The sequence below is a fragment of the Pseudomonas sp. 32A genome (assembly GCF_052682255.1).
This window is the reverse complement of sequence record NZ_JBQYLY010000001.1, coordinates 52190-73596: the sequence shown is the minus strand read 5'-3', so window position 1 is coordinate 73596 and position 21407 is coordinate 52190. Positions and strand designations below refer to the sequence as shown.

18 protein-coding genes and 1 pseudogene are annotated in these 21407 nt (G+C 61.1%); 14 read left to right on the top strand and 5 right to left on the bottom strand.

All coding sequences use genetic code 11. From position 1 onward, the window contains the following. Nucleotides 1–7: 7 nt before the first annotated feature. The gene (gene tauD, locus ACUN0G_RS00325; protein WP_258343178.1) at nt 8–844 is read left to right on the top strand and encodes a taurine dioxygenase; all 837 of its coding nucleotides are present in this window, start codon (nt 8–10) and stop codon (nt 842–844) included. Nucleotides 845–981: 137 nt separating this feature from the next. On the opposite strand, the gene mgrA is transcribed toward tauD, so the two are convergent. From mgrA to epsC, 4 genes are all read right to left on the bottom strand, one after another. Next, nucleotides 982–2019, bottom strand: a complete 1038-nt coding sequence (gene mgrA / locus ACUN0G_RS00320; protein WP_003211877.1) for an L-glyceraldehyde 3-phosphate reductase — start codon at nt 2017–2019, stop codon at nt 982–984. Between the two features lie 109 nt (nt 2020–2128). Continuing rightward, the gene (locus ACUN0G_RS00315; RefSeq protein WP_445575502.1) at nt 2129–3457 is read right to left on the bottom strand and encodes an OprD family outer membrane porin; all 1329 of its coding nucleotides are present in this window, start codon (nt 3455–3457) and stop codon (nt 2129–2131) included. 270 nt (nt 3458–3727) lie between these two features. Then, the gene (gene betT, locus ACUN0G_RS00310) at nt 3728–5689 is read right to left on the bottom strand and encodes a choline transporter BetT (RefSeq protein WP_177025968.1); all 1962 of its coding nucleotides are present in this window, start codon (nt 5687–5689) and stop codon (nt 3728–3730) included. 422 nt (nt 5690–6111) lie between these two features. Continuing rightward, a complete protein-coding gene (gene epsC, locus ACUN0G_RS00305) occupies nt 6112–7038 on the bottom strand; it encodes a serine O-acetyltransferase EpsC (protein ID WP_445572459.1) in 927 nt (308 codons plus the stop codon). 166 nt (nt 7039–7204) lie between these two features. Between epsC and ACUN0G_RS00300 the strand changes: the two genes are divergently transcribed. The 13 genes and pseudogenes from ACUN0G_RS00300 to ACUN0G_RS00240 all read left to right on the top strand — a co-directional run bounded on the left by ACUN0G_RS00300 (nt 7205) and on the right by ACUN0G_RS00240 (nt 19103). Continuing rightward, nucleotides 7205–8197: a D-cysteine desulfhydrase gene (locus ACUN0G_RS00300; RefSeq protein ID WP_421524610.1), complete on the top strand. Its 993-nt coding sequence runs from the start codon at nt 7205–7207 to the stop codon at nt 8195–8197. A gap of 230 nt (nt 8198–8427) precedes the next feature. After that, a complete protein-coding gene (tcyJ, locus tag ACUN0G_RS00295; RefSeq protein ID WP_003211859.1) occupies nt 8428–9222 on the top strand; it encodes a cystine ABC transporter substrate-binding protein in 795 nt (264 codons plus the stop codon). Beyond that, complete coding sequence (gene tcyL, locus ACUN0G_RS00290) at nt 9222–9887, top strand: cystine ABC transporter permease (RefSeq protein WP_063033597.1); 666 nt, start codon at nt 9222–9224, stop codon at nt 9885–9887. The genes tcyJ and tcyL overlap by 1 nt, the downstream gene beginning before the upstream one ends. A 3-nt stretch (nt 9888–9890) precedes the next feature. Further along, nucleotides 9891–10637: an L-cystine ABC transporter ATP-binding protein TcyN gene (tcyN, locus tag ACUN0G_RS00285; RefSeq protein WP_063033598.1), complete on the top strand. Its 747-nt coding sequence runs from the start codon at nt 9891–9893 to the stop codon at nt 10635–10637. A 337-nt stretch (nt 10638–10974) separates the two neighbouring features. Continuing rightward, complete coding sequence (locus ACUN0G_RS00280; RefSeq protein WP_445572458.1) at nt 10975–11760, top strand: hypothetical protein; 786 nt, start codon at nt 10975–10977, stop codon at nt 11758–11760. A gap of 183 nt (nt 11761–11943) precedes the next feature. Continuing rightward, a complete protein-coding gene (locus ACUN0G_RS00275) occupies nt 11944–13185 on the top strand; it encodes an SfnB family sulfur acquisition oxidoreductase (RefSeq protein WP_445572457.1) in 1242 nt (413 codons plus the stop codon). Between the two features lie 23 nt (nt 13186–13208). After that, entirely contained in the window at nt 13209–14402 is a 1194-nt protein-coding gene (locus ACUN0G_RS00270; RefSeq protein WP_445572456.1) for an SfnB family sulfur acquisition oxidoreductase, read from the top strand. Further along, nucleotides 14402–15754, top strand: a complete 1353-nt coding sequence (locus ACUN0G_RS00265) for an LLM class flavin-dependent oxidoreductase (RefSeq protein ID WP_218263178.1) — start codon at nt 14402–14404, stop codon at nt 15752–15754. The genes ACUN0G_RS00270 and ACUN0G_RS00265 overlap by 1 nt, the downstream gene beginning before the upstream one ends. Nucleotides 15755–15771: 17 nt before the next feature. Further along, nucleotides 15772–15861, top strand: a pseudogene (locus ACUN0G_RS00260) (outer membrane lipoprotein carrier protein LolA); the annotation flags it as partial. An 11-nt stretch (nt 15862–15872) separates the two neighbouring features. Further along, nucleotides 15873–16682: a MetQ/NlpA family ABC transporter substrate-binding protein gene (locus ACUN0G_RS00255; RefSeq protein ID WP_445572455.1), complete on the top strand. Its 810-nt coding sequence runs from the start codon at nt 15873–15875 to the stop codon at nt 16680–16682. 2 nt (nt 16683–16684) lie between these two features. After that, the gene (locus ACUN0G_RS00250) at nt 16685–17803 is read left to right on the top strand and encodes a methionine ABC transporter ATP-binding protein (protein ID WP_445572454.1); all 1119 of its coding nucleotides are present in this window, start codon (nt 16685–16687) and stop codon (nt 17801–17803) included. Continuing rightward, a complete protein-coding gene (locus ACUN0G_RS00245; RefSeq protein ID WP_003211840.1) occupies nt 17793–18437 on the top strand; it encodes a methionine ABC transporter permease in 645 nt (214 codons plus the stop codon). The genes ACUN0G_RS00250 and ACUN0G_RS00245 overlap by 11 nt, the downstream gene beginning before the upstream one ends. Before the next feature lie 39 nt (nt 18438–18476). Next, the gene (locus ACUN0G_RS00240; protein WP_177021017.1) at nt 18477–19103 is read left to right on the top strand and encodes a class I SAM-dependent methyltransferase; all 627 of its coding nucleotides are present in this window, start codon (nt 18477–18479) and stop codon (nt 19101–19103) included. A 106-nt stretch (nt 19104–19209) separates the two neighbouring features. On the opposite strand, the gene ACUN0G_RS00235 is transcribed toward ACUN0G_RS00240, so the two are convergent. Continuing rightward, complete coding sequence (locus ACUN0G_RS00235; protein WP_445572453.1) at nt 19210–21381, bottom strand: glycoside hydrolase; 2172 nt, start codon at nt 21379–21381, stop codon at nt 19210–19212. Nucleotides 21382–21407: the final 26 nt, after the last annotated feature.

The following is a 21407-nucleotide window of genomic DNA, read 5'->3' as shown; positions in this document are numbered from 1 at the left end:
GAATCCCATGAGCAGCCTGACCGTAACACCTCTCAGCACCGCCCTTGGCGCCCAGATCAGTGGCGTCGACATCACCCAACCGCTGAACATCGAACAACGCGACGCTATCGAACAGGCGCTGCTCAAACATTCGGTGCTGTTCTTCCGCAACCAGCCGATCAACCCGCAGCAACAGGCGCGGTTCGCGGCACATTTCGGCGACCTGCACATTCACCCGATCTACCCCAACGTGCCGGAACAGCCTGAAGTGCTGATCCTCGACACCGCCGTGACCGATGTGCGCGACAACGCCATCTGGCACACCGACGTGACCTTCCTGCCCACGCCCGCCCTCGGCGCGGTGCTCAGCGCCAAGCTGTTGCCGGAGTTTGGTGGCGATACGTTGTGGGCCAGTGGGATTGCCGCGTATGAGGCGCTGTCCGAGCCGTTCAAAAAGCTGTTGGACGGTTTAACGGCGACCCATGACTTCACGCGCTCTTTCCCTCTGGAACGCTACGGCAATACGCCGGAAGACCTGGCGCGCTGGGAAGAAGCCCGGCGCAAGAACCCGCCGCTGTCCCATCCGGTGATTCGTACGCATCCGGTGAGCGGGCGTAAATCGTTGTTCGTCAGTGAAGGGTTCACCAGCAAGATCAACGAACTGGAGCCGGCGGAAAGCGAGGCGGTGTTGAAGCTGCTGTTTGCCCACGCGACACGGCCGGAATTCACCATTCGCTGGCGTTGGCAGGAAAATGACGTGGCGTTCTGGGATAACCGCGTGACCCAGCATTACGCGGTGGATGATTACCGGCCGCAACGGCGGGTGATGCACCGGGCGACGATTTTGGGGGATGTGCCGTTCTAGCAGGCACACCACAGATCAAATGTGGGAGCTGGCTTGCCTGCGATAGCGGTGGGTCAGCAACATATTCATCGGCTGACACACCGCCATCGCGGGCAAGCCCGGCTCCCACAGGTGACCGGTGTTGATTCAGAAACTGCTTATTCAGCCGTCGACGGCTTTTCCCACAAGTTAATCCCGCCTTCCTGGGCAAACCGGTCAATCTCCGCCAGCTCTTGCGCGCTGAAGCTCAAATTCTGCAACGCCCCGACGTTTTCAATGATCTGCTCCGGCCGGCTCGCGCCGATCAGGGCGCTGGTGACCCGTGGATCACGCAACGTCCACGCCAACGCCATCTGCGCCAGGCTCTGGCCGCGACGCTTGGCAATTTCATTCAGCGCGCGGGCGTGGGCGATGTTGGCCTCGGACAAGTGCTTGGCCTGCAACGAACCACCACCCGGGCGATTCACCCGCGCATCCGCCGGTACGCCGTTGAGGTATTTGTCGGTCAACAGCCCCTGGGCCAACGGCGTAAAGGCAATCACCCCGGCACCGAGCTCTTCGGTGACGTCCAGCAGGTCTTTTTCCACCCAGCGATTGAGCAGGTTGTAGGCCGGCTGATGGATCAGCAGCGGAACCTTCCACTCTTGCAGCAGCGCGGCAATCTCCCGGGTCTTCACGCCGGAATAGGACGAAATCCCGATGTACAACGCCTTGCCCTGTTGCACGGCAGTGGCCAGTGCGCTGGCAGTTTCTTCCAGTGGGGTGTCGGCATCAAAACGGTGGGAGTAGAAGATGTCCACGTAGTCGACGCCCAGGCGTTGCAGGCTCTGGTCGAGGCTCGCCAGTACGTACTTGCGCGAACCGCCGCCCTGGCCGTAAGGGCCTGGCCACATGTCCCAACCCGCCTTGCTGGAGATGATCAGTTCATCGCGGTAATGCTTGAAATCTTCCCGCAGTAAACGGCCGAAGTTGATCTCGGCGCTGCCGTACGGGGGGCCGTAGTTGTTGGCCAGGTCGAAGTGGTTGATACCCAGGTCGAACGCCGTGCGCAGGAGGGCGCGCTGGGTGTCGATCGGGGTGCTGTCGCCAAAGTTGTGCCACAGCCCCAGGGACAGTGCCGGCAGCACCAGCCCGCTGCGACCTACGCGGCGATAAGGAATAGATTCATAGCGGTTTTCGGCAGCAATGTAAGTCATCGAATCCTCTCTTGGACTTGGGGCAAATAAGGCCCGGGAATAAGCATATTCCCGGGCCTTTTAAGCAGCTGAATCGCTTAAGTCTGCCTTTCCCTTTTACAGCAAAGTCCTACCAGAGTGGAACGACATAGCTCACATACAGACGGTTTTCATCTTGCACGGTGGCGCCCGTAATATCCGGGCTGGCGTGGGCATTTCGCCACGTCACGCCGAGGCCTTTGAGTGTCCCGGTGGGCACTTGGTAAGCCACTGTGACGTTACGTTCCCATTCACTGGTAGTGCCCTGGGTGGTGCGGATGTCATCACCGTGTGCGTAGGACGTGGCGAACGTCAGGCCATTGAGGCCGAGCTTGCCGAAGTCATATTTGTACTGCGCCAGCCAGGTGCGCTCGCCGGCATGCTGGAACTTGTTCAGTTGCATGTTGGTGAGTGCCGGGGTGTCGGCGCCCGAGCCCGGGCCCTGGTTGCTGGCACCGCTGTTCAGGCCGGAATCCAGGTACGGGAAGTCGCTGTCGCCGCTGTTTTTCTGGATGCCCAGGCCGACGGTATGGCCGTCCAGACTGTAGCTTTCCAGCAGGCTGACGGTGGACTGGTTGATGCGACCCTTGGAGGTGCCGTCGCCATAAAAACCGGCTGCGGAATAGTCCTTGTCGCCATCGGCGTTTGCACCCACACCCAGGCTGCGGTACAGGCGCACGTCGGTGTCGATTGCGCCCACAGGCAAGGCGTCATGGCGCTTGGCACCGAGGAAGAACTGCTGGTAGTAATCCTCAAGGTTGGAGTACCACAGGCTGACGGTGGTGTCCGGCAAACCCTTGTAGTCCGCGCCACCGTAGAGGAAGCGATCACTCTCTTTGGTGCCGCCGGCGGTGATCATGCCCTGGTCGCCGGTTTCGTTGCGGATCTTGGTCTTGAGGATGTCACCGGCGGTAAAGGTGAAGTCGGTCAAGTCTTTGGAAACCAGCTGCACGCCCGTGTTGGTCTGCTGGTACAAGCGACCGTCGGTGTTGGCCAGTACCGGGTTGTTGCCGTAGAGCGTGCCGACGCGCAATTCATCCTGGGCGAAGCGCATCTTGAAGGTCGGGCTGAGCACGCCGAATTGGTCGGCGGACTTGCCGTCATCCAGCGGGAACATGCTGCCGGGGTAACGGCCCTGATGATCCTTGTCATTGAGGTCGCCACCGGAATCCAGTTTCAAGCCGTAGAACGCCTGCAAGTCCAAGCCAAAGCCCACTGGGCCATCGGTGTAGCCGGACTTGAAGTTGAACTCAAAACCCTGGCCCCAATCACGGATGCTATGGGCCTTGTTATTGCTGTTCACCACATCGCGCCCCTGCTGATTGAGGTAGCGGTTGAGCAGGGTCACGTCGGCGTGGCTGTCATCGATAAAATCGGCGTGGGCGGACAGCATAAAGCTCGCCATGGCGGCACCTACCATGGGGCTCAATAACGTCTTCATTGGTACCGGTCTCCGTCACTGTTCTGAAATGAAAGCGTCAAACGCTTCACACAATTAGGCGATGGCCATGTGACAGTTCGGAGTCAAAACACCCTTTACCCGGATGAAATTAAATTTAAGGAACCCTTCAAGCACGGGGCTTTGCGGGCGCTGGCGAGCGCTTCAGCGCGCCAAGGGTGGAGGAGTATGGAGGAGAGACGAGGAGCAAAAAAAAGGCCCTGTTCGAGGTATTGAACAGGGCCTTTTCGTTTAGCGAACCAGATGCAGGAACTGCATATGCCGTTCGTACTGGTCGAGGATGTCGTTGATGATCTGCTCTTTGGTGTAGCCCACCAGGTCGTAGTCCTGGCTGCCCTCACTCAAGTGCACTTCCGCCCGGTAGTAGCGGCGGTTGTTGAGCTGCTTGGAACCCATGCCGCCCCGTGCAAATGACGGGGTGAAATAGCCGCGCATCTGCACCTGGTACACGAACGGATGCTGTTCGCCGTGGCCGATTTCCAGGCTGACGCTGTCGTTGGACGGATCAGGCTGGGTGACGACGTTGAGGCCTTTTTCGACAAACACCGCCGTCACTTCTTCGATGGCCGGACGCACCGTGGTCTCGAGGAAACGGTACACCTCATCCCGTGACGGGAAATGCACCGCCTGGCTCAAACGCTGGCGCCAACCGCCCGTGCCTTTGCGTGAGCCCGACACCGGCGCGAGGGAATGCATCTGCGCAATCTGCTTCTGGGATTCGAGGTAGAACGCCTTGTGCAGCCCCCACATCATCAGCAGCAAAATCATCGAGAACGGTAGCGAGGTCAGCACCACGGCCGACTTGAGCGAGTCGATGCTACCGGCAAACAACAGCGCGCTGGTCACCAACGCGGTCATCGCGCCCCAGAACACCCGCAGCCACTTCGGCCCGTCTTCATCGGCGTTGCCGCCTTTGGCCGACAAGGTCGAGAGCACCACGGTGCCGGAGTCGGCCGAAGTGACGAAGAACACGAAGCTGATAAACACCGTGACGGCGATCACCGTCTTGCTCCACGGGTAGGTTTCCAGCAGCAGGTAGAGGCTCATCGACGGATCATCGATGGCCGACTGCCCGAGCGCCGTGAGGCCGTGGTTGAGCACCTGGTCGATGGCGCTGTTGCCGAAGATCGACATCCACGCCAGGGTGAAGCCCAACGGGATCAACAGCACGCCGAACACGAACTCACGGATGGTGCGGCCGCGGGAAATACGCGCGATAAACAGGCCCACGAACGGCGACCATGCGATCCACCAGGCCCAATAGAACACGGTCCAGCCGCCCAGCCAGTCGCTGGGTTTGTCGTAGGCGTAGAGGTCGAAACTCTTGGTCGGCAAGGCGCCGAGGTAGTCGCCGATGTTCTGGATCAGGGTGTTGAGCAAGTGCTGGGTGGGCCCGGCGAACAACACGAACAGCAGCAGCGCACAGGCCAGCAGCATGTTGATGTCGGACATCACCCGCACGCCCTTGTCGACGCCCGAGACGGCGACAAGAATTGCCGCGCCCATCATCAAGGTGATGAGGCCGACCTGGATCCACTGGGTGTGGGCCACGCCGAACAGGTAATCGAGCCCGGAGTTGAGGTGCAACACGCCAAAGCCCATGTCGGCGCCAAGGCCGAACACCGTGGCGATGATGCCGAAGCCGTCCACGGCATAACCGATGGGGCCGTTGATGCGCTTGCCGATCAGCGGGTATAGCGCCGAACGCAACGCCAGCGGCAGGTTATGCCGGTAGGCGAAGTACGCCAAAGCCATGCCGACGAAGGCGAACACGCCCCAGCCATGCAGGCCCCAGTGCAGAAAAAGGATCTGCATGGCCTGGCGCGCCGCGTCACCGTTCAGCGCCTCGCCCTGAGGCGGTTGCACCAGGTGAGTCAACGGTTCGGACACGCAAAAGAAAAACAGCGTGATGCTGATCCCGGCGGCGAACAGCATGCCCGCCCAGGACAGGTAACTGAATTCGGGCTCGTCGTGGTCGGCACCGAGTTTGATCTTGCCGTAGCCCGATAACGCGGTGACCACCACGAAGACCAGATACAGGGTCATCGCCAGCATGTAGTACCAGCCGACCGTATTGGCCGCCCAGTTTTGTGCGGCCAGCAGCCAGGCGCCGGCTTGTTCGGGAATCGCGATGACAGTCAGGCCGAACAGCAGGATGAAGCTCGCGGCGAAGTAAAACACCGGCGGGTTCATGCGGACCTGACCGCTTGAAGGTATGGACGATGCACTCATGAAGGGTGCACCTCAAGGGTATGGGATGTGGCTGTAAAAAACGGACTCAGCAAAGGTAAGCCTCCTGTTGTGAGCGGGCAGCGAACCACCGATTTAACTTGAACGAACAGTCAAGTTAAACATGGATAGGGGTTTGAGGACTAATCGCAGGGCCGAGTGGTAGGTATTTCCTACACTAGCTCAAGGAAAGGTATGACGTATGGGGATGACGAAACGTTCAGCGATGGCTGAGGGAAATACTGGCCGAGACTGGAATGCGATCCATTGTGGGAGCTGGCTTGCCTGCGATTGCGGTAGGTCAGCCAGACATCTGTTGCTGATACACCGCAATCGCAGGCAAGCCAGCTCCCACATTTGATCTGTGTGATCTTGAGAGAGGGGTGCTACTTCTGCGTCCCATCATCATGCTGCAGATTCGCCTGGGTCAGGTTCGCTCCCGCTGGCACGCTCCGCGTCAGCCACACGTTGCCGCCAATGGTCGAACCCTTGCCAATGGTAATCCGCCCCAGAATCGTCGCCCCGGCGTAGATCACCACATCATCCTCGACAATCGGATGCCGCGGATGGCCCTTCTGCAATTGCCCGTCTTCATCCGCCGGGAAACGCTTGGCGCCCAAGGTCACGGCCTGATAGATACGCACCCGTTCGCCGATGATCGCCGTCTCGCCAATCACCACACCTGTCCCGTGGTCGATGAAGAAGCTCGGGCCAATCTGCGCGCCCGGGTGAATATCAATCCCGGTTGCCGAGTGCGCGATTTCCGCACTGATCCGCGCCAGCAATGGCAAACCTGCCCGGTACAAGTGATGCGCCAGGCGATGGTGAATCACCGCCAGAATCCCCGGGTAGCACAACAGCACTTCATCCACGCTGCGGGCCGCCGGGTCGCCGTGGTAGGCGGCAAGTACGTCGGTGTCCAACAGGCTGCGCAAGGCCGGCAATGCCAGGGCGAAATTCTGGATCAGGTGGATGGCATGGGCGTCGACCTCACTGTCATCCTGGCCGCCTTGGCGTGCGGCATACCGCAGCTCCAGCCGCGCCTGGGCGAGCAACGCGTTCAGCGCCACATCCAGGGTATGGCCGACGTAGAAGTCTTCACTTTCTTCACGCAGGTCCACCGGCCCCAAACGCATGGGGAACAGCGCACCGCACAACGCCTCGAGAATCTGCGCCACGGCTTCCCGTGAAGGCAGCTCGCGCCCACCCTGCTCGCCGCTGACCCGGCCATTGCGGGTGCGCCACTGGTCCCGGGCGCTGCGCAGCTGGCTGACGATGGTCTGTAATTGCCAATGACTGGAACGCTCACTCACGGTCTTCACTCCTGACGAAATGCCCACCACTTTACGGCAAGGCACCTGAGCGTCCTTAAGAACCAATAGTGCAATGCTAATAACCCACAGACATAAGCGATTGGCGGTTGCCCCCTGAAAAGTGCCTGCCTATAGTCGGTGCATCTCTGACCACCCGTGCGTAGCCATGATCAAACAACAGCTCGACCGCTTTAACCGTCTGGAACTGCTGGGCGGCGCTACCGCCCTGGAAAAACTCGAGCGGCTGTCGGCCTGGCTGGGGCGTGACGTCTACGTCAAACGCGACGACACCACACCATTGGCGATGGGCGGCAACAAGCTGCGCAAACTCGAATACCTCGCCGCCGATGCGCTCGCCCAAGGTGCCGACACCCTGGTGACCGCTGGCGCGATTCAGTCCAACCATGTACGCCAAACCGCCGCACTGGCCGCCAAGCTGGGCCTGGGCTGCGTCGCCCTGCTGGAAAACCCGACAGGCACCGATGACCCCAACTACCTGGCCAACGGCAACCGCCTGTTACTGGAACTGTTCGACGCCAAGGTCGAGCTGGTAGAAAACCTGGACAACGTCGACGACCAGCTCAACGCCCTCGCCGACCGCCTGCGCAGCAACGGCAAGAAGCCGTACCTGGTGCCCATCGGTGGCTCCAACGCCCTCGGCGCCCTGGGTTACGTGCGCGCCGGGCTGGAGCTGGCCGGGCAGATTGAAGCCAGCGGCATCCCGTTCTCCACCGTGGTCCTGGCCTCCGGCAGCGCCGGCACCCACAGCGGCCTGGCACTGGCACTGGCCGAAGTACTGCCGGACCTGCAAGTGATTGGCGTCACGGTGTCCCGCACCGACGAAGCCCAGCGCCCCAAGGTGCAAGGCCTGGCCGAACGCACCGCCGAATTGCTCGGCGTGCCGCTGCCGGACGCGTTCAAGGTGATCCTGTGGGACGAGTACTTCGCGCCCCGTTATGGCGAACCGAGTGCCGGCACGCTGGCGGCGATCAAGCTGGTGGCCAGCCAGGAAGGCTTGCTGCTGGACCCGGTCTACACGGGCAAAGCCATGGCCGGGTTGCTGGATGGCATTGGCCGCCAGCGCTTTGAAGAGGGGCCGATCATCTTCCTGCACACTGGTGGCGCACCGGCGTTGTTCGCTTATGATTCGAGCTTTTGATATTCCATAAGGAAATATCAGTCTTATTTTATATTATTTTCAAGTCTTAAAAACCGGCTTTATAGTCGCGCCGTAGGCGAGCTTGATGGCGATACGCATGACTGGGCAGATCCAAAACACCGAGTTGATGCAATCGCGGGCAAGCCCGGCTCCCACACACCGCGCTTTTAAGGCAGGATACGACTACCGCGTCACCTGCATCGCTCAACATAAAAACACAGGGGCTCTTCATGACTATTTCCGTATTCCGTCGCACGTTACTGGTTGGTACGTTGGGGCTGGCGCTTGGCGCCGGGTGGCTCGGTCAGGCGGTTGCCGGCGAGCAGTTGGACAACATCAAGAAAGCCGGCGAAATCAAGATTGGCCTGGAAGGCACCTACCCACCGTTCAGCTTCGTCGATGAAAGCGGCAAGCTCAGCGGTTTCGAGGTGGAGTTGTCTGAAGCGCTGGCCAAGAAGCTCGGCGTCAAGGTCAAGCTGCAAGCCACGCCGTGGGATGGCATCCTCGCCGCCCTGGAATCCAAGCGTCTGGACGCAGTCGTCAACCAGGTGACCATCTCCGACGCACGCAAGGAAAAGTACGACTTCTCCAAGCCGTATACCGTCTCCGGTATCCAGGCGCTGACCCTGGCGAAAAACGTCGACACCATCAAGACCGCCGACGACCTGGCCGGCAAGAAGATCGGTGTGGGCCTGGGCACCAACTACGAACAATGGCTCAAGGAAAACCAACCGAAAGCCATCGTCAAAACCTATAACGATGACCCAACCAAGTTCCAGGACCTGCGCATCGGCCGTGTCGACGCCATCCTGATCGACCGCCTGGCGGCGCTGGAATACGCCAAGAAAGCCAAGGACACTGCCGCTGCAGGTGCTGCTTTCTCCCGTCAGGAAGCCGGTATCGCCCTGCGCAAAGGCGAGCCTGAACTGCTGGCTGCGGTGAACAAGGCCCTCGACGAACTGCGCGCCGACGGTACCTTGAAGAAGCTGTCCGAGAAGTACTTCAACGCTGACGTTACTCAATAATGGAAGCAGGTTTCCAACTCGCGCTGGACTCCGCGCCCTTTCTGCTCAAGGGCGCGTATTACACGGTCATTCTTAGCCTTGGCGGGATGTTTTTCGGCTTGCTGCTGGGCTTCGGCCTGGCCTTGATGCGCCTGTCGCGCTTCAAGCTGTTGAGCTGGACCGCCCGCGTCTACGTGTCGTTCTTTCGCGGCACGCCCTTGCTGGTACAGCTGTTCCTGATCTACTACGGCTTGCCGCAAGTGGGCATCGAGCTGGATCCTATCCCGGCTGCCATGATCGGCTTCTCGCTGAACATGGCCGCCTATGCCTGTGAAATCCTGCGTGCCGCCATCGGTTCCATCGAGCGCGGCCAGTGGGAAGCTGCGGCCAGTATCGGCATGACCCGTGCGCAGACCCTGCGCCGGGCCATCCTGCCGCAGGCCATGCGCACGGCCTTGCCGCCGTTGGGCAACAGCTTTATTTCCCTGGTCAAGGACACCGCCCTGGCCGCCACCATCCAGGTGCCGGAGTTGTTTCGCCAGGCGCAATTGGTCTCGGCCCGTACCTTCGAAATTTTCACCATGTATCTGTCCGCCGCCTTGATCTACTGGATTCTTGCCAGCGTTCTGGCGCACGTGCAAAACCGCCTGGAAGCACGAGTCAACCGGCATGACCTGGAGTCTTGAAGCATGATCGTGGTTGAAAAACTGACCAAACAATTCAAGGGTCAGGTGGTGCTTAACGGGATCGACCTTGAGGTCAAGGAAGGCGAAGTCGTCGCCATCATCGGCCCCAGCGGTTCCGGCAAGACCACCTTCCTGCGCTGCCTGAATTTCCTCGAAGAACCCACCAGTGGCCGGATCAAGGTCGGTGACATCGAGATCGACAGCAGCCGCCCGCTCAATCAACAACAAAGCCTGGTGCGGCGCCTGCGCCAGCACGTGGGCTTTGTGTTCCAGAACTTCAACCTGTTCCCCCACCGCACTGCCCTGGAGAACGTCATCGAAGGCCCGATCGTGGTCAAGAAGATGCCCCGGGCTGCCGCGGATGCACTCGGCCGCAAGCTATTGGCCAGGGTCGGCCTGGCGGGCAAGGAAGACGCCTACCCACGGCGCCTGTCCGGCGGGCAGCAGCAACGGGTAGCCATTGCCCGGGCCTTGGCGATGGAGCCTGAGGTAATCCTGTTCGATGAACCCACCTCGGCCCTGGACCCGGAGCTGGTAGGCGAAGTGCTGGCGACCATTCGCAGCCTCGCGGAAGAAAACCGCACCATGGTCATCGTGACCCACGAGATGAGTTTTGCCCGGGATGTTGCCAATCGCGTGATCTTCTTCGACAAGGGTGTAATTGTTGAACAAGGCGATGCAAAGGCACTGTTTGCCAACCCGAAAGAAGAACGTACCCGGCAGTTTCTGAGCAAGTTTATCAACAACTAACTTGTGCCTAGCAAGTGTAAGAATCTTCGCTTAATAGAGTTGCCGAAAGGCAACTCTCTTCTTTAGCACTTTTTGGGAAGTGCCCTTTATTCATTGGGTAAAAGTCACCTTGAAACACTCACTTCAAGTGCCCCTCCAGTAAGACCTTTCTGAATATTCCATAACCTCCCGTTTGCCCCTCCCAGCCTCTTGACGCCAACTAACCAAGCCTCTTATCTAGAACCCAGATAATTGGATCCATTCCGGTTTTTCATTAAGTCGTTCCTTTCGGACTATGCCGCCTGCCCGCGCTTAATGTCCGGAGCGATGGCTGCTGGCTGCATCAAGGAGATTATTTATGAAGCGTATTTCCACCCAGGCGCTGCTCACTGCCCCGACCTTGCCCCAAGCCAATCGAGAAGGCATCAATGCCCTCGCCGCGACAAACCTGCAAGTCGATATCGCGCCTTACGGCGGCATGGATGAAGGCGACCTGATCGAGTTGTTCTGGAACAACTGCTTTGCCGCCTCCCGGCGTGTCACCGCCGGCAAAATCGGCATGCCCACCCGCCTGCGGGTGCCGGAAAGCTTTGTGCAAAATGGCCCGGCGCGGATTCATTACCGGGTCATGCAAGTCGGACGCGACTCGGCGCGCTCGGCCATCACCCGGGTGCAGATCAAGACTGATTACCCAGGCGGCCTGCCCTGTGCACTGAGCATTGACGAAAACCAGAACCTGGCCGCCGTCAGCCTGCCCGAAACCATCCGCCGCCATGGCGTCAACAGCAGCCAGATTCGCCGAGGTGTGCCACTCACCATCGAGCCGTACCTGAACATGGCAACCGACGACGAGATCACGCTGCGCTGGGGTGACGTACGCCTGGACCTGCCAAAAAACCAGGCCGGCGATGTCGGCAAGGCGGTGCAGGTGTGGGTGCCGTCGACGATCATCGTCGAGGCCGGGGATGACCATCGCCTCGAAGTGACCTACTGCATTCGCGACCGAGTCGGCAATAATTCACGCTGGGCGCCAGCCCGCACCCTGCGCATCGCCACGTACGCTCCCAAGGCCCCGACCAGCGCCGCCAAGCCTGTGCTGGTCTACCAACCCCGCCGCCCCGGTTCGCCCTGCGAGCCGGGGTGACAGACCTTCTATGCATATTCCTAAAAGTTAGTTTATTTAAAAATTTAACACGCTTAGGGTATATGCACCGGACCACCGGACATTCCTGATTTTTTATCTTTTCAACGGATGTGAGGTAGGTATGGTCAAAATTACCCCGGTGCGTAACGCCAGGGCATTACGTGCAGCCAAGGAGCGGCGCTGATGTCTAACTTGGCACAAACACCCCCCCAGAGTGATCTGGACGTCGCCCCGCTGTTGTTGCCCGCCAAGGTGCTGCGCAACGACGCCGAGGCCCTGAGCGCGGCTCATGAGCTGGCACAGGCTGCGCGCCTGCAAGCGGCCAGGCGCGATCAGCAACGCAAACTGCCCTGGGCTGAAATCGAGCACTTCACCCGCAGCGGCCTGGGCAGTATTTCCATTCCCCGTGAGTACGGCGGCCCGCAAGTGTCCTTTGTGACCCTGGCCGAGGTGTTCGCGATCATCAGCGCGGCCGACCCGGCGCTGGGGCAAATCCCGCAGAACCATTTCGGCATCCTGCACGTGCTGCAAGGTGCGGCCAGCGAACGCCAGAAAAAGCAGCTGTTCCGGAGCGTGCTGGACGGCTGGCGCATCGGCAACGGCGGCCCGGAACGCGGCACCAAAAACACCCTGGACCTCAAGTCACGCATCACCGCCGAGGGTGACGGCTACGTCATCAGTGGCCAGAAGTTTTACTCCACTGGCGCGCTGTTCGCTCATTGGGTGGCGGTCAAGGCGTTGAACGATGACGGCAAAGTCGTCATGGCGTTCGTGCGCCGTGGCACCGAAGGCCTGCGTATCGTCGATGACTGGTCAGGCTTTGGCCAACGCACCACGGCCAGCGGCACGGTGCTGCTCGATCAGGTGGCGGTGGACGCCGAACTGGTGGTGGAGACCTGGCGCCTCGGCGAAACGCCGGGGATCCAGGGCGCCGTTTCGCAATTGATCCAGGCGGCCATCGACGCCGGCATCGCCCGTGGTGCGCTGGACGACACCATCAGCTTCGTACGCGAACGCTCGCGGCCATGGATCGACGCCAAGGTCGAGCGGGCCAGCGATGACCTGTATGTGATCGCCGATATCGGCAAGCTGAAGATCGAACTGCACGCCGCTGAAGCGCTGTTGCGCAAGGCCGGCCAGGTACTGGATCAAGTCAGTGCCGCGCCGATCACCGCGCAGTCAGCCGCACGCGCCTCGATTGCCGTGGCCGAAGCCAAGGTGCTGACCACCGAGATTTCCTTGCTTGCAAGCGAAAAGCTGTTCGAACTGGCCGGCAGCCGCGCGACCCTCGCCGAATTCAACCTCGACCGTCACTGGCGCAACGCCCGGGTGCACACCCTGCACGACCCGGTGCGCTGGAAGTACCACGCGGTGGGCGCCTATCACCTGAACGGCGCTTTGCCTGCCCGGCATTCCTGGATTTAACGACCAGACCTCTGGAGAAACCTATGACTCTTTCTCATCACGTCGCGGTTATTACCAGCGATGAACAAGCCCTTATTGTCGCCAGCGACCTGGCCGAAGACTTCCGCCGCGACAGCGCCTTGCGTGACCGCGAACGCCGCTTGCCCCTGCCCGAACTGGACGTGTTTTCCCGCTCCGGCCTGTGGGGCATCAGCGTACCCAAGGAATTCGGCGGTGCCGGCGTTTCCAACGTGACCCTGGCCAAGGTCACGGCACTGATTGCCCAGGCGGATGCATCCTTGGGGCAGATCCCGCAAAACCACTTTTATGCCCTCGAAGTACTGCGGGTAAATGGCAGCCCGGCGCAGCAAAAACGCTTGTACGCCGAAGTGCTCGCCGGCCAGCGCTTCGGCAATGCGCTGGCAGAACTGGGCACCAAGACCGCCCACGACCGCATCACGAAAATCACCCGCGACGGTGACGGTTTCCGTATCACCGGTCGCAAGTTCTACTCGACCGGCGCGATCTACGCCCAACGTATTCCCACGTCTGTGGTGGACGAAAACGGCGTGCAGCAACTGGCCTTTGTCACCCGTGACAGTGAGGGCCTGACTGTGATCGACGACTGGAGCGGCTTCGGCCAGCGCACCACCGGCAGCGGTTCGGTGGTGTTCGATAACGTGTGGGTCGCGGCCCAGGACGTGATTCCGTTCCAGAGCGCCTTCGAACGCCCGACCACCGTCGGCCCGCTGGCGCAGATCCTTCACGCCGCCATCGACACCGGCATCGCCCGTGCGGCCTATGAAGATGCGCTGCACTTCGTGCGCACCAAGACCCGGCCATGGATCGACGCCACCAACGACAAGGCCACCGAAGACCCGCTGACCCTGAAAAGCTTCGGCCACTTGAGCATCCGCCTGCACGCCACCGAAGCCCTGCTGGAGCGCTCCGGTGAATTCCTCGACCGTGCCCAGGCCGACAGCAATGCCGACACCGTCGCGGCCGCGTCCATCGCCGTCGCTGAAGTGCGCGCCCTGAGCACCGAGATTTCCCTGGCCGCCGGCAGCACCCTGTTCGAACTCGCGGGCAGCCAGGCCACCCTCGCCGAACACGGTCTGGACCGCCACTGGCGCAACGCTCGGGTGCACACCCTGCACGACCCGGTGCGCTGGAAGTACCATGCGGTGGGCAATTACTACCTCAACGATGAAAACCCGCCACTGCGGGGGACTATCTGATGGCCAAGAAAAAGATCCTGCTCAATGCCTTCAACATGAACTGCATCGGGCACATCAACCATGGCCTGTGGACCCATCCACGGGACACTTCGACTCAATACAAGACCCTCGAATACTGGACCGAACTGGCACAGCTGCTGGAGCGCGGACTGTTCGACGGGCTGTTCATCGCCGACATCGTCGGCGTGTACGACGTCTACCAGAACTCGGTGGATGTGCCGCTCAAAGAGTCGATCCAGCTGCCGGTCAACGACCCGTTGCTGCTGGTCTCGGCCATGGCGGCGGTGACCAAAAACCTCGGCTTCGGCCTGACCGCCAACCTCACCTACGAACCGCCGTATCTGTTCGCCCGGCGCATGTCGACCCTCGACCACCTGAGCCGTGGCCGGGTGGGCTGGAACATCGTCACCGGCTACCTCGACAGTGCCGCCAAGGCCATGGGCCTGACCGAGCAGGTCGAGCACGACCGGCGCTACGACCAGGCCGACGAATACCTGGAAGTGCTCTACAAGCTTTGGGAAGGCAGTTGGGAAAACGACGCGGTGATCAACGATCCGCAGGCGCGGGTGTATGCCCAGCCGGAGAAGGTGCACAAGGTCGAGCACAAGGGCGAGTTCTATCAGGTCGAGGGCTATCACCTGTGCGAGCCGTCGCCGCAACGCACACCGGTGCTGTTCCAGGCGGGCAGTTCGGACCGTGGCTTGCTGTTCGCCGGGCGTCATGCCGAGTGCGTATTCATCAGTGGGCAGAACAAGGCCTCGACCAAAATCCAGGTGGACAAGGTGCGCGCCAGCGCCGTGGAAGCCGGGCGTAACCCGGACGACATCAAGGTGTTCATGGGGCTGAACGTGATTGTCGGCGCCACCGAAGAAGCCGCATGGGCCAAGCACGCCGAGTACCTGAGCTACGCCAGCGCGGAAGCCGGCGTGGCGCACTTCTCGGCGTCCACCGCGATTGATTTTTCCCAATACGAAATCGATGAACCGATCCAGTACGTGAAGAGCAACGCCATTCAGTCCGCGACCAAAAACCTGCAAAACAACGACTGGACCCGGCGCAAATTACTGGAGCAACACGCCCTCGGCGGCCGCTACATCACCCTGGTGGGTTCGCCGGCACAGGTGGCAGATGAACTTGAATCATGGATCAGCGAAACCGGCCTGGATGGCTTCAACCTGACGCGCATCGTCACCCCGGAAAGCTACGTCGACTTTATCGAACTGGTGGTGCCGGAGCTGCAGCGCCGGGGCTCGTACAAGACCGCGTATGACACCGGGACGCTGCGGGAAAAAGTGTTCCACCACTCAGCGCACCTGCCCGAACAACACACCGGCTCCACCTACCGCCACTGAACCCTGTAGGAGCGAGCTTGCTCGCGAAAATCGTTAACGATAACGCGGGGCACCTGACACCCCGCGGCGCCCTCAGGTTTTTCGCGAGCAAGCTCGCTCCTACAATTGGAAATCCATTATGAAAAAAACATTGCTCAGCCACCCAGTCAAAGCACTGGCCCTCGCCCTCGGACTCTTCAGCTCGGCGGTATTCGCCGCTGACGCCCCCTTGAAAGTTGGCACCACCGCCGCCTTCGCAATCCCCCTGGAAGCCGCCGTAGAAGAGGCCGGAAAACAGGGTTTGAAAGTCGAACTGGTGGAGTTCACCGACTGGATCGCACCCAACGTCAGCCTGGCAGCGGGCGATATCGACGTGAACTACTTCCAGCACATCCCGTTCCTGGAAAACGCCAAGGCCGCCGCCGGGTTTGACCTGGTGCCGTTCGCCCCGGGGATCATCAACAACGTCGGCCTGTATTCGAAGAAGTACAAAAACCTCAACGACCTGCCCCAGGGCGCCAGCGTGGCGATTGCCAACGACCCGATCAACAGTGGTCGCGGCCTGCAACTGCTGGCCAAGGCCGGCTTGATCACCCTCAAGCCGGGCGTGGGCTACAAGGCCACTGAAGAAGACATCGTCACCAACCCGAAGAAGATCAAGATCCTGCAAGTGGAAGCCGTGCAACTGGTGCGCGCCTATGACGACGCCGACCTGGTGCAGGGCTACCCGGCGTATATCCGCCTGTCCAAGACCTTCGATGCCGAGTCGGCGCTGCTGTTCGACGGCCTCGACCACCCGGAATACGTGATCCAGTTCGTGATCCAGCCCAAGAGCAAAACCGACCCGCGTGTGATCAAGTTCGTCGACATCTACCAGCACTCGCCGGTGGTGCGCGCCGCCCTGGATAAATCCCTGGGCAAGCTCTACCAAGTCGGCTGGGAAGGCTGAACATGAGCGCCGCCACAGCACAACGACGCGAGACGCAACCACCGCACCTGGACGCGCAGCAGACCGAGCTGCATCCGGCGCTGAACCATGCCCATGTGCGATTCATCAACCTCGGCAAGACCTACGACGGCCAGGTCGTGCCCGCCCTGCAAGGCATCGACCTGGCGATCCAGCGCGGCGAAGTCTTCGGCATTATCGGCCGCAGCGGCGCCGGCAAGTCGTCGCTGATCCGCACCATCAACCGCCTGGAACAACCGAGCAGCGGCCGGGTGTTGATTGACCAGGTCGACATCGGTGACTTCGACGAAGACCGCCTGGTAGCCCTGCGTCGACGCATCGGCATGATCTTTCAGCACTTCAACCTGATGTCGGCCAAGACCGTGTGGCAGAACGTCGAATTGCCGCTGAAAGTCGCAGGCGTGCCCAAGGAGCAGCGCGAGAAGAAGGTGCGCGAGCTGCTGGAATTGGTGGGTTTGCAGGACAAGCACAAGGCCTACCCGGCGCAGCTTTCCGGCGGGCAGAAACAGCGAGTGGGTATTGCCCGTTCGCTGGTGCATGACCCGCAGATTCTGTTGTGCGATGAAGCCACTTCGGCGCTCGACCCGGAGACCACCCAATCCATCCTCGGCCTGTTGCGGGAGATCAACAAACGCCTGGGCTTGACCATCGTGTTGATCACCCACGAAATGGCCGTGATTCGCGAAATCTGCGACCGCGTCGTGGTGCTGGAACACGGCCACGTGGTCGAGCAAGGCCCGGTGTGGGAAGTGTTTGGCAACCCGCAGCACGACGTCAGCAAAACCCTGCTGGCCCCGCTGCAACACGGCTTGCCTGAAGAGTTGCAAAGCCGCTTGCAGGCCACTCCGGCATCCAAGGACGCTGCCGTGGTGCTGCGCTTGCAGCTGACCGGCAGTGCCGAAGACGAACCAGACCTGGCGGCACTGTTCAGCGCCCTCGGCGGGCGCGTGCGCTTGCTGCAAGGCGGCGTGGAGCGCATTCAGGGCCATGCGTTGGGGCAATTGCTGCTGGCGGTGAGCGGCTCGGCCCTGACCGCCGAAGAACTGCGCACCCGCGCCGGGCACTGGGCACAACAGGTGGAGGTGCTGGGCTATGTGGTTTGATCGTTTATTGCAGGGCGCCATCGACACGCTGTTGATGGTCGGTGTGTCATCGCTGATCGCGCTGCTGGTGGGGATTCCGCTGGCGGTGTTCCTGGTGACCAGCGACAAGGGCGGCATCTATCAGGCGCCCGCGTTGAACCGGGTGCTGGGGGCGTTCGTTAACCTGTTCCGCTCGATTCCGTTCCTGATTCTGATGGTGGCGCTGATCCCATTCACCCGGCTGATCGTCGGCACCACCTATGGCGTGTGGGCTGCGGTGGTGCCGTTGACCATCGCGGCCACGCCGTTCTTTGCGCGGATCGCCGAAGTCAGCTTGCGCGAAGTCGATCACGGCTTGATCGAGGCCGCGCAGGCCATGGGCTGCCGACGCTGGCATATCGTCTGGCATGTGCTGCTGCCGGAGGCGCTGCCGGGGATTGTCGGCGGGTTCACGATTACCCTGGTGACGATGATCAACTCCTCGGCCATGGCCGGGGCGATTGGCGCCGGCGGGCTGGGGGATATTGCCTACCGCTATGGTTATCAGCGCTTTGATACCCAGATCATGCTGACGGTGATTGTGCTGCTGGTGATTCTGGTGGCGGTGATTCAGTTGGGCGGCGATCGGTTGGCCAGGGTTCTGAACAAGAGGTGAGGTATAGTCGGGCCCTCTCAGCGCCCGGTATTGCTCGCCATGAAACTCGCCCCCGACGACCTCGACCAGATCACCTCCACCACCCTCGGCCACTACAACAAAGTGGCCGAGGATTTTCGAGAAGGCACCCGTGACCACGACGTGAGCCAGAACATTGATGCGTTGTTGCGGCATATCCAGGGCGACGCGCCGTTTACCGTACTGGATTTCGGCTGCGGGCCGGGGCGGGATTTGCAGACGTTTACCCGCATGGGCCATATCGCGGTGGGGCTCGATGGTTCGGAGCGTTTCGCGCAGATGGCCCGGGAAGACAGCGGCTGTGAAGTGCTGCAGCAGGACTTCCTGAAGCTGGATCTACCTGCCGGACGTTTTGACGGGATCTTCGCCAACGCGGTGCTGTTTCATATTCCCAAGCAGGAGCTGCCGCGCATTCTCGGGCAATTGCATGGGGCGCTGAAGGTCGGTGGTGTGTTGTTCAGCTCAAACCCTCGGGGTGAAAACCAAGAGGGTTGGAACGGGCCGCGGTATGGCTCGTATCACGACCTACAGGCCTGGCAAGAGTTGCTTACGGCAGCGGGGTTTGTGGAGTTGGAGCATTACTACCGCCCCGCCGGATTGCCTCGGGAACAGCAGCCGTGGCTGGCGAGCGTATGGCGCAAGCTGTAGGTCTTTGTTGTTTGGGCTTACGCCTTCGCGAGCAAGCCCGCTCCCACATTTTGGAATGCATTCCCCTGTGGGAGCGGGCTTGCTCGCGAAGGACTCACAGCCGCCACTAATCCAGCTGATACACCACAGCCTGGGCGCCAGGCACAAAAGCCGTAATACGCCCCTCAGCAAAATTCGCCACCAACCGCGTCCCATCGGCAAAGGTGGTCTGCTGCACCTGCTTATCTTCCGTCAGCCAACGAAAATCCGTCATCGCCTGAGTCGCCAACCGCTCATGCAGCGGCCGAAAGAACGCGTCCTGGCGCTGAATCATCGGCAAGCGCTGCTTCACCGTCGCCGCACTCAGGTGATACAGCGGCGGCACGTTGTAGAGCAGTTGCGTCAGCTCGTTCTCGGCCCGCACGTTGCTCAGTTTCAGGCTGTCGAACAGCCAATGGTGGGTGGTGATCACCGAGCCGTGGAACACCGACTGATACAGCGGCAGGCGCATCGTCGGGTCAAAATAGACCGTGCGAAACGGCTCTTTCAACGGCACTGACTTGAAGAACACCGCCGGCTGTTCCGGCGGGTACCAGGCCCCGACGTAATACGGCGACTGCTTGTCCTGGGTCATCTCCCGATCACCCCAGCCCAACACCGGTGTTTGCATGCCGTGGGCAAACAGGATGCCTCGGGCGGTGATCGCGTTGCCGTCCTCGGAACCTGCCGGCAACTTCAGCGCCGTATTGATCCACCGGGCTGCGTCGATATTGCCTTCGGCGTTTTGGGCCTGGGTCATGCTCGCACCCGTGCGATAGCTGTCGAACAACATGCTGGTGGCATAGGCGTCGAGGAACCAGGCGTTGAACCCGGACTTGGCCTGCACCGCCTTGATCCGCGCCTCCAGCAATGGCCGCACGCAGCGCGGGTCGGTGTAGTGGCCGGACTTCTGGAAGCCGGTCTTCAACTGGCCGCCCTTCAACACGATTGCGCACTCGCCATAGGCCTTGCTGCCCAGGTGCGCGGTGGTCCAGTCGGGGTTTTCAGTGGCAGACAGTGCCGTTTCATAAGAGTCGTAGGGCGCCATCAGGTAACCGGCGTCGACTCCGGCCTTCACCGCTTCAGGATGCCAGAGCCCACCTTCCCAGCCCTCCCCCTGGGTCACCAAGAGACGTTTGAGGCCGGCGCCCTTCAATGCATTGGTGACCGACAACGTATTGCCCCAGGTCTCGGGCGTTGTGCTCAAGGCACCGGCAAAGGCCACGGCCAACTCACGACGCAGCGCACCATAGCCATCAGCGAGTTGGGTCATATTCGGTTCGGTGGAGGGCTGCCAGCCCTGCCGGGCCTTTGTGTTGATCGCCGCATTCAGGCCGCGCAGCAGGACAGCCTGCTCATACGGTTGCTTGACCTGTCGAACCTGCGCAGCCTCTTTGTCCAGCAAGCCATTCAACTCCGCCGCCAAGCCTTTGCCACTGCGCAGCAGTTTGAGCAACTGCGGCCAGTCCCGCACATCCCCCAAGCTCAGCAGGTCATTGCCCCACAGGTAGATATGGCTGGCGCCCAGCAGCTTTTCCGCTTCAGGGGTTTGCCGCAACTTGTCCGCCAACGGTTCAAACAGCCCCTGCTCCACCAGCCACTGGTGATAACGCTTGGCGCCGGCCAGCGGGTCGCTTTCGCCCAGGTGCAACAGCACGGTCATCGGCGCCGCTGGGTCCAGTGTGGTGAACTCATGGGAGGCGGACAACGCCAGTCCTTTGCCGTCTACCTGCCAGTGCAAACGGTTGTTGTAAGGATTGGTCATCAGCCAGTTGAGGGTAAACGCGCCGTGATCCACACCCCACAGCGGCAAGCTGAGGTCCTGGGTGGTGTTGACGTCGCCCTGTTCCAGCAGGAAATCCTGCCATACCGCATTGCCCGCCGGCACGTAATGCCCCTCGGCCAGGGGCCAGATCAGGCCCTTGCCCATGGCGCTGGCGGGTTGCCGCAGGATCGCCAACTCACCGGCATCACGGGCGGTAATCGTCAGGGCAAGATCCCGTTGATCGAGGGTGGCGCTCAGCCGATAGGCACCATCGTCCCACTGCCAACTGGCCTGACGGGTGCTTTGGGAGAGCTGGTTGACCCTGTGCGCAGGGACTCCGCTTGAAGCCTGCACGGCGGTCTTGTCACTGGGAATGACGTGGATCGCAAGGGTCGCCGGGTCGATCTCAACCCGCCACAGGGCGTTCTCCAGCACCGTGCCGGCAAGGGCCACGGGCGACAGCAACACGCTACAAACCAGCAGGAAACAACGCATGAGGCAGGCCTTGGCAAAAGGATCAG

Coding starts and splice junctions, on each gene's coding strand:
- tauD (WP_258343178.1), top strand. CDS start 8: ATGAGCAGCCTGACCGTAACACCTCTCAGCACCGCCCTTGGCGCCCAG.
- mgrA (WP_003211877.1), bottom strand. CDS start 2,019: ATGACTTACATTGCTGCCGAAAACCGCTATGAATCTATTCCTTATCGC.
- ACUN0G_RS00315 (WP_445575502.1), bottom strand. CDS start 3,457: ATGGTAGGTGCCGCCATGGCGAGCTTTATGCTGTCCGCCCACGCCGAT.
- betT (WP_177025968.1), bottom strand. CDS start 5,689: ATGAACCCGCCGGTGTTTTACTTCGCCGCGAGCTTCATCCTGCTGTTC.
- ACUN0G_RS00300 (WP_421524610.1), top strand. CDS start 7,205: ATGATCAAACAACAGCTCGACCGCTTTAACCGTCTGGAACTGCTGGGC.
- tcyJ (WP_003211859.1), top strand. CDS start 8,428: ATGACTATTTCCGTATTCCGTCGCACGTTACTGGTTGGTACGTTGGGG.
- tcyL (WP_063033597.1), top strand. CDS start 9,222: ATGGAAGCAGGTTTCCAACTCGCGCTGGACTCCGCGCCCTTTCTGCTC.
- tcyN (WP_063033598.1), top strand. CDS start 9,891: ATGATCGTGGTTGAAAAACTGACCAAACAATTCAAGGGTCAGGTGGTG.
- ACUN0G_RS00280 (WP_445572458.1), top strand. CDS start 10,975: ATGAAGCGTATTTCCACCCAGGCGCTGCTCACTGCCCCGACCTTGCCC.
- ACUN0G_RS00275 (WP_445572457.1), top strand. CDS start 11,944: ATGTCTAACTTGGCACAAACACCCCCCCAGAGTGATCTGGACGTCGCC.
- ACUN0G_RS00270 (WP_445572456.1), top strand. CDS start 13,209: ATGACTCTTTCTCATCACGTCGCGGTTATTACCAGCGATGAACAAGCC.
- ACUN0G_RS00265 (WP_218263178.1), top strand. CDS start 14,402: ATGGCCAAGAAAAAGATCCTGCTCAATGCCTTCAACATGAACTGCATC.
- ACUN0G_RS00255 (WP_445572455.1), top strand. CDS start 15,873: ATGAAAAAAACATTGCTCAGCCACCCAGTCAAAGCACTGGCCCTCGCC.
- ACUN0G_RS00250 (WP_445572454.1), top strand. CDS start 16,685: ATGAGCGCCGCCACAGCACAACGACGCGAGACGCAACCACCGCACCTG.
- ACUN0G_RS00245 (WP_003211840.1), top strand. CDS start 17,793: ATGTGGTTTGATCGTTTATTGCAGGGCGCCATCGACACGCTGTTGATG.
- ACUN0G_RS00240 (WP_177021017.1), top strand. CDS start 18,477: ATGAAACTCGCCCCCGACGACCTCGACCAGATCACCTCCACCACCCTC.
- ACUN0G_RS00235 (WP_445572453.1), bottom strand. CDS start 21,381: ATGCGTTGTTTCCTGCTGGTTTGTAGCGTGTTGCTGTCGCCCGTGGCC.